Annotated in this window: 8 protein-coding genes; all 8 read left to right on the top strand. The window is 45.6% G+C overall.

Annotation, left to right across the window (positions count from 1 at the left end):
- Positions 1-281: 281 nt before the first annotated feature.
- The 8 genes from AC5RDV_RS13280 (at position 282) to tpx (ending at position 6,750) form a co-directional block, all read left to right on the top strand.
- Complete coding sequence (locus AC5RDV_RS13280) at positions 282-1,460, top strand: sensor histidine kinase (RefSeq protein ID WP_008628865.1); 1,179 nt, start codon at positions 282-284, stop codon at positions 1,458-1,460.
- A 64-nt stretch (positions 1,461-1,524) separates the two neighbouring features.
- Complete coding sequence (locus tag AC5RDV_RS13275; RefSeq protein WP_282748401.1) at positions 1,525-2,085, top strand: YceD family protein; 561 nt, start codon at positions 1,525-1,527, stop codon at positions 2,083-2,085.
- 12 nt (positions 2,086-2,097) lie between these two features.
- Positions 2,098-2,283: a 50S ribosomal protein L32 gene (gene rpmF, locus AC5RDV_RS13270; protein WP_008622359.1), complete on the top strand. Its 186-nt coding sequence runs from the start codon at positions 2,098-2,100 to the stop codon at positions 2,281-2,283.
- 73 nt (positions 2,284-2,356) lie between these two features.
- A complete protein-coding gene (locus AC5RDV_RS13265; protein WP_282748402.1) occupies positions 2,357-3,361 on the top strand; it encodes a beta-ketoacyl-ACP synthase III in 1,005 nt (334 codons plus the stop codon).
- Between the two features lie 98 nt (positions 3,362-3,459).
- Positions 3,460-4,344: a GTPase Era gene (gene era, locus AC5RDV_RS13260; RefSeq protein ID WP_008628857.1), complete on the top strand. Its 885-nt coding sequence runs from the start codon at positions 3,460-3,462 to the stop codon at positions 4,342-4,344.
- A 33-nt stretch (positions 4,345-4,377) separates the two neighbouring features.
- Positions 4,378-5,691 carry a ribosome biogenesis GTPase Der gene (gene der / locus AC5RDV_RS13255; protein WP_282748403.1) on the top strand — a complete coding sequence of 438 codons (1,314 nt, stop codon included), beginning with the start codon at positions 4,378-4,380 and terminating at the stop codon, positions 5,689-5,691.
- A complete protein-coding gene (locus tag AC5RDV_RS13250) occupies positions 5,691-6,077 on the top strand; it encodes a nuclear transport factor 2 family protein (protein ID WP_008628855.1) in 387 nt (128 codons plus the stop codon). The genes der and AC5RDV_RS13250 overlap by 1 nt, the downstream gene beginning before the upstream one ends.
- A 163-nt stretch (positions 6,078-6,240) precedes the next feature.
- Positions 6,241-6,750 carry a thiol peroxidase gene (tpx, locus tag AC5RDV_RS13245; RefSeq protein WP_008628854.1) on the top strand — a complete coding sequence of 170 codons (510 nt, stop codon included), beginning with the start codon at positions 6,241-6,243 and terminating at the stop codon, positions 6,748-6,750.
- Positions 6,751-6,886 lie beyond the last annotated feature (136 nt).

The following is a 6,886-nucleotide window of genomic DNA, read 5'->3' as shown; positions in this document are numbered from 1 at the left end:
TTTTCCATTCCGTTCCCCCGCGCACGGCCCATGCCGGGCGGGGGAACGGGTTTTTTTATGGCCGTTGCGAGGTTCCCCTTTCACATCCTCCGGCGCTAATATGCTGTATAGGCATAAAGGGGGGGGAGCCACTGTGTAGAGAGAATTTGTAAAATGACCTCACTTGCTTCCATTTCATCTCAAGGCGTAAAGACGGTGTTACATTGAATTTGGATGTAACAATGATGCAATAAAAAGGAGGATTGCACGTTTTGGGAAAGGAGTATAGAAAGTTAAATGTTATGCAGTGGTATGACCGGATAAGGCAGGTTAAGTTTTTGTTAGTAGCCACGGCCATCGTGATAGCCGTGGGTTCTCTCATTATATCCAACTATTTAGTACGTGATTTGGCTTTGGGTGAACACCAAAACATGGAAGTATGGGCGGAAGCCATGCGAACACTGAACAATGCGGATGAAAACACCGATGTCACCTTGGTTTTGAAGGTTTTGAATGGAAATAATACCATTCCGGTTATTGTGCAGTATAAATCAGGAGAAATACACAGCTATCGGAATTTGTCATTAAAAGCAAGTAATGCTGCCGACAGTACGAGAGAAGTAAAGCAAATGGCAGAAGACATGCGGCAGGGAGGCCGGGTGATTCGTATTTATCTGAATGAAGGGGCTTCTCAAGGCGTTGATGGTGATTTTATGGAAATCTGTTATGATGATTCCATTATGTTGAAACGGTTGTCTTCCTATCCTTATATACAGTTGGGGGTAGTTCTTATTTTTGTCATAGTGGCTATTTTTGCTTTGTTGAGTTCCAAAAAGGCAGAGCAGAATAAAGTTTGGGTGGGTTTGTCCAAAGAGACAGCCCATCAGTTAGGGACCCCGATATCTTCGTTAATGGCATGGGTAGAGATTTTAAAAGAGACTTATCCCCATGATGAGCTTATCCCGGAGATGGACAAAGATGTGAAACGATTGGAAATGATAGCCGAACGTTTTTCTAAAATAGGTTCTTTACCGGAACCCCGTGAGGAATTGTTGGGCACAGTGCTTGAACACGTGATAGATTATATTTCTCGCCGTACATCCAATAAAGTGTCTATCCGTTGCCTGTTGCCGGAATATCCGTTGAAGGCTTATATGTGTGCTCCGCTTTTCGAGTGGGTGATAGAGAATCTTTGTAAGAATGCGATAGATGCGATGGGAGGACAAGGATGTATCACGGTAACAGCTTTTGAAGATGCGGGGAAAGTGGTTGTTGAAGTTACAGATACTGGGAAAGGTATTTCGAAAAATCATTTCCAGACGGTCTTTAGTCCCGGTTTTACGACCAAGAAAAGAGGTTGGGGGTTGGGTTTATCCTTAGCCAAACGTATAGTGGAAGAATATCACAAAGGACGTATTTTTGTGAAACGTTCGGAAGTCGGTGTGGGGACAACCTTTAGAGTGGAGTTGAAAAAGTATTAAAAAGAGCGTTTTTTGTGCTTTCTATTGTGTGCCATCGCTTATTTTTTGTAAATTTGCAACCCAAATGGATGTACTTGACAGTTATAAGATTGATTTGAAGAACATGCGGACTGATGTCGCTGAATATCAGTTTGCATTGAATGATGCATTCTTTGAAGCTGTGGAAGGGACTTTAGTGAAGAGGGGTAAGGCAGACGCAGACCTGAAGATAAGAGAAAGCGGGGGAGTTTATGTTTTTACCTTTCATATTAAAGGAACGGTACATGTGCCGTGCGACCGGTGTCTTGACGATATGGACGTGGAGATAGAGACGGAACGTATGCTTACCGTAAAGTTAGGGGATGAGTATGCGGACGAAGGGGATATGATGATACTACCATACGAAGATGCCATATTGAATGTCGCATGGATTATTTACGAATTTATTGTGCTAGAAGTTCCGCTCACACACGTGCATGAACCTGGACATTGCAATGTGGAAATGATGGAGGCATTGGCGGCACATTTGGTGACTTCGTCTGAGAACCCAGATGGTTCCGAGGACGAGAAAGGCGCGGATGAAGAAAGTGGCAAACCGGTAGATTCGCGTTGGGATAAATTGAAAAAAATATTGGATAATAATTAAATACTTAAGAAAATGGCACATCCTAAAAGAAGACAGTCAAAAACGAGAACCCGTAAGAGAAGAACTCATGATAAGGCCGTAGCGCCTACATTGGCAGTTTGCCCGAATTGCGGTGCATTCCACATTTATCACACTGTGTGCCCCACTTGTGGCTATTACAGAGGTAAGGTGGCTATCGTGAAAGAAGCAGCTGTTTAATCGTCAGTGAGGAAGATATAGCCAGAGAGCATCCGTGTTCTCCGGCTACTTTTTTTAGAAAGCAGAATTAAGAATGGAAAAAATAAATGCGGTAATCACCGGTATCGGCGGTTACGTTCCGGAATATGTCTTGAACAACGACGAGTTGTCGCGGATGGTTGATACAAACGATGAGTGGATTATGACTCGTATCGGCGTGAAGGAAAGGCGTATCTTGAATGAAGAAGGTTTGGGTACGAGCTATATGGCCCGTAAGGCGGCGAAACAGTTATTGCAGAAAACGGGAGTAAATCCTGAAGACATTGATTGCGTGATTGTTTCCACTTCTACTCCGGATTATCATTTCCCCTCTGTGGCTTCTATTGTCATTGGCAAGTTGGGGTTGGCGAATGCTTTTGCATACGACTTGCAGGCAGCTTGCAGCGGATTCCTTTTCGCCATGGATACGGCTTCCGCTTTGATTCAGAGCGGCCGTTATAAGAAGATTATTGTTATCGGTGCAGACAAAATGTCTTCAATGGTCGATTATACAGACCGTGCGACTTGTCCGATTTTTGGAGATGGAGCTGCTGCCGTATTGGTTGAACCTACTACGGAAGACTTGGGTTGGAAGGACTCCTATTTGCGTACGGATGGCAAGGGGTTGCCGTTCTTGTGCATGAAAGCGGGCGGTTCCGCTTGCCCTCCTTCGTATTTTACCATAGACCACCGCTTGCATTATCTCCATCAGGAAGGACGTACGGTGTTTAAGTTTGCCGTCACTAACATGAGCGACGCTTCGGCCTTGGTGGCCGAACGTAACGGATTGACCAAGGACAATATTGCTTGGGTCATTCCCCATCAGGCTAATGTACGCATTATCGAGGCTGTAGCACACCGTTTGGAGTTGCCGATGGAAAAAGTAATGCTTAACATCCAACGTTACGGTAATACAAGTGCAGCTACTTTGCCTTTGGCTTTGTGGGATTACGAACAGCAGTTGAAGAAGGGAGACAATCTGATTTTTACCGCTTTCGGTGCCGGATTCACATGGGGAGCCGCTTATATGAAATGGGGCTATGACGGAGTTGGTAAATAAGTGATAAAAGGGAAACCTTCAAAAAAAGAAACATCATAAAAAAGAACGCATCCGTTTATAGATGCGTTCTTTTTATTCAAAGAAAAAACGGAACAATTATGGCGCATAAAGCAGGTTTTGTAAATATCGTAGGTAATCCGAATGTCGGCAAGTCCACATTGATGAATCTTCTGGTTGGAGAGCGTATTTCTATTGCAACTTTTAAGGCACAGACTACGCGCCATCGTATCATGGGGATTTTGAATACGGAAGACATGCAGATTTGTTTTTCCGACACCCCCGGTGTCTTGAAGCCCAATTACAAGTTGCAAGAGTCTATGTTGAACTTCTCGGAATCAGCTTTGCAAGACGCCGATGTGCTGTTGTACGTGACGGATATGGTGGAGACACCCGATAAGAATGGAGACTTCTTGGAGAAAGTGTCCAAGATGGATGTTCCCGTGTTGGTGCTTATCAATAAAATCGATGTGAGTAACCAGCAGGAACTGACTTCTAAGGTGGAAGCTTGGCATGCCGTCCTGCCCAAGGCCGAAATCATACCTATTTCAGCTTTGTGCAAGTTTAACATAGATACGGTGTTGAATCGCATCAAGGATCTTTTGCCGGATTCCCCTCCATATTTCGGCAAGGACCAGTGGACCGATAAACCGGCCCGTTTTTTCGTGACTGAAATTATCCGTGAAAAGATTCTGTTATATTACGATAAAGAGATTCCGTATTCTGTGGAAGTCGTAGTGGAACGGTTCAAAGAAGCGGCGAAATCCATTCATATCAATGCCGTTATTTACGTGGAACGCGAGTCGCAGAAGGGTATCATCATAGGCCATCGGGGAGTGGCATTAAAGAAAGTTTCCACAGAAGCCCGGAAGTCTTTGGAGAAATTCTTCGGTAAGAGCATTTATCTGGAGACTTTTGTGAAGGTGGATAAGGATTGGAGAAGTTCGGAACGGGCTTTGAAAAGTTTTGGATATAATTTAGATTAATAATCAGGCTGTGAAGCCGAAATTCGATAAATTATGGGAAATATAGTGGCAATAGTCGGACGCCCGAATGTGGGTAAGTCCACTCTTTTTAATCGTTTGACCCAGACACGTCATGCGATTGTCAGTGATGAAGCCGGTACGACGCGCGACCGCCAGTATGGGAAGTCGGAGTGGACGGGATGTGAGTTCTCCGTGATAGACACCGGCGGTTGGGTGGTGAACTCGGATGATATATTTGAGGAAGAAATCCGCAAGCAAGTGACGTTGGCGACGGAAGAAGCCGATGTGGTGCTGTTTTTGGTGGATGTCCGGAACGGTGTGACGGATCTGGACGAAGCCGTGGCCAATATCTTGCGGCGTACCAAGAAGCCGGTTATCCTTGTGGCCAACAAGGCCGATACGAACGAATGGATATACAGTTCCGCAGAGTTTTACGCTTTGGGGTTGGGCGACCCCTATTGTATTTCGGCGGCAACCGGAAGCGGTACGGGGGAATTGTTGGACCAGATTGTCTCAAAATTCCCTAAAACTATTGATGACGAAACGGATGAGAATATCCCCCGTTTTGCCGTTGTGGGTCGTCCGAATGTCGGAAAGTCCAGTTTGATTAATGCGTTCATCGGAGAGGAACGTAACATCGTGACCGATATCGCCGGGACTACCCGGGATTCCATTTATACCCGTTACACTAAGTTCGGGTTTGATTTCTATTTGGTCGATACGGCTGGTATCCGCCGTAAGAACAAGGTGACGGAAGATTTGGAATATTATTCCGTCATGCGTTCCATCCGGGCCATTGAGAATTCCGATGTCTGCATTCTGATGCTGGATGCGGAGCGTGGCATAGAAGCCCAGGACTTGAACATATTCCAATTGATACAACGGAACAACAAAAGTTTGGTTGTGGTGGTCAATAAATGGGATTTGGTAGAAGAAAAAAACACGGTAGTCATGAACGAATATGAATATGCCATCCGCAACCGCATGGCACCGTTCGATGATTTTCCGATTATATTTGCTTCCGCTTTGACGAAACAACGCATTTTCAAGGTGCTTGAGACAGCCAAGGAGGTTTACCAGAACCGGAAGAAACGCGTTCCTACGTCAAAGTTGAATGAAGAGATGCTACCGCTGATAGAGGCTTATCCGCCCCCTTCCATCAAAGGCAAATACATCAAGATCAAGTATTGCATGCAATTGCCGGATACGCAAATTCCCTCTTTTGTGTTCTATGCCAATTTGCCGCAATATGTGAAAGAACCCTACCGTCGTTTCCTGGAAAACAAGATACGCGAACGTTGGGACTTCAGCGGTACTCCTATTAATATCTTTATGCGGCAGAAGTAATGAGGAAAATCATTCCCCTATGGATGGCCTTTTTAGGACTTTCCCTATGGGTTTCGTGTGGTAAAAGCGATAAAAGCGAGGTAAGCCGGGCGGCCGAGACCTATTACAATTATTTGATAGAGGGAAAATATGAAGATTATGTCCGCTCTATCGCTTATAGCGACAGCATGACGGACTCCTATCGCAGCCAGATGGTCGATCTTGTGGCCCAGTATGCCGTCCGTGAGAAGGAACGTAGGGGCGGGTTGGCTTCCGTCCGGGCATTAGGAGATACGGTTTCTGGAGATGTCGCCAGCGTTTTTCTGGAAGTGCTGTTCAGAGACAGCACGCGTGAAGAAATCGCTTTGCCGATGGTCCGATGCGGAGAGGAATGGAAGATGCAGTAATCAGTATGAAATAGTTTCAGTCAGTTAAAGATTCCTGAAAAAGGGATAATTAACTGACTGAAATGTTTTAATGGAAATCTTTTGTGTATATTTGTAACATAGCCTTAGGGCTATCCGATAGGTGCCTGTTGCACGTCGGGATACTAAACAATAAAAGAGAACTATGAAACAGTTTGAAACCGTGACATTTAAAGGAACAGCAGTACATACCAACGGAGTGATGCCCCAAAAAGGAGAGGCGGCTCCCGACTTTACGGCTGTGGCCGGTGATTTGAGCGAATTGTCTTTGGGCAGCCTTAAAGGCAAGCGCGTGGTATTGAATATTTTTCCAAGTCTGGACACTTCCGTATGCGCCACGTCTGTGCGCAAGTTCAATGTGAAAGTGGCTCATTTGGAGAATGTGCAGGTGTTGGCCGTGTCCATGGATTTGCCTTTTGCACAAGGACGCTTTTGTACGACCGAAGGCATTGAGAACGTGAAGCCCGTATCTTTGTTCCGCAGCAAGGACTTTGCCGGGAATTACGGGCTGATGATGGTGGACGGCCCCTTGGCCGGATTGGCGGCGCGGGCCGTAATCGTTGTGGACGAAAACGGAAAGGTGGTATATGCCCAGTTGGTTCCAGAAATAACGGAAGAGCCGGATTATGACGCAGCCTTGTCGGCATTGAAATAAACCGGTTTGCCAGTCGCAAAAATGAATATGGAAGATGTCGCTTGTGGGGCATCTTCCATTTTTTTATCGTTCCACCACTCTGTACCGGTTCCCATAATGCGTATGCACTTTCTGCACCCCTGCGGTCACGAGGGCT

The sequence above is a fragment of the Paraprevotella sp. genome (genome assembly GCF_986071375.1).
The sequence above is the reverse complement of the archived record's forward strand: the minus strand, read 5'-3'. Positions and strand labels throughout refer to the sequence as shown.

What these genes read in the sequence shown, in the direction of transcription:
- tpx (WP_008628854.1), top strand. Translation starts at nt 6,241, where the DNA reads ATGAAACAGTTTGAAACCGTGACATTTAAAGGAACAGCAGTACATACC.
- AC5RDV_RS13265 (WP_282748402.1), top strand. Translation starts at nt 2,357, where the DNA reads ATGGAAAAAATAAATGCGGTAATCACCGGTATCGGCGGTTACGTTCCG.
- der (WP_282748403.1), top strand. Translation starts at nt 4,378, where the DNA reads ATGGGAAATATAGTGGCAATAGTCGGACGCCCGAATGTGGGTAAGTCC.
- rpmF (WP_008622359.1), top strand. Translation starts at nt 2,098, where the DNA reads ATGGCACATCCTAAAAGAAGACAGTCAAAAACGAGAACCCGTAAGAGA.
- era (WP_008628857.1), top strand. Translation starts at nt 3,460, where the DNA reads ATGGCGCATAAAGCAGGTTTTGTAAATATCGTAGGTAATCCGAATGTC.
- AC5RDV_RS13250 (WP_008628855.1), top strand. Translation starts at nt 5,691, where the DNA reads ATGAGGAAAATCATTCCCCTATGGATGGCCTTTTTAGGACTTTCCCTA.
- AC5RDV_RS13275 (WP_282748401.1), top strand. Translation starts at nt 1,525, where the DNA reads ATGGATGTACTTGACAGTTATAAGATTGATTTGAAGAACATGCGGACT.
- AC5RDV_RS13280 (WP_008628865.1), top strand. Translation starts at nt 282, where the DNA reads ATGCAGTGGTATGACCGGATAAGGCAGGTTAAGTTTTTGTTAGTAGCC.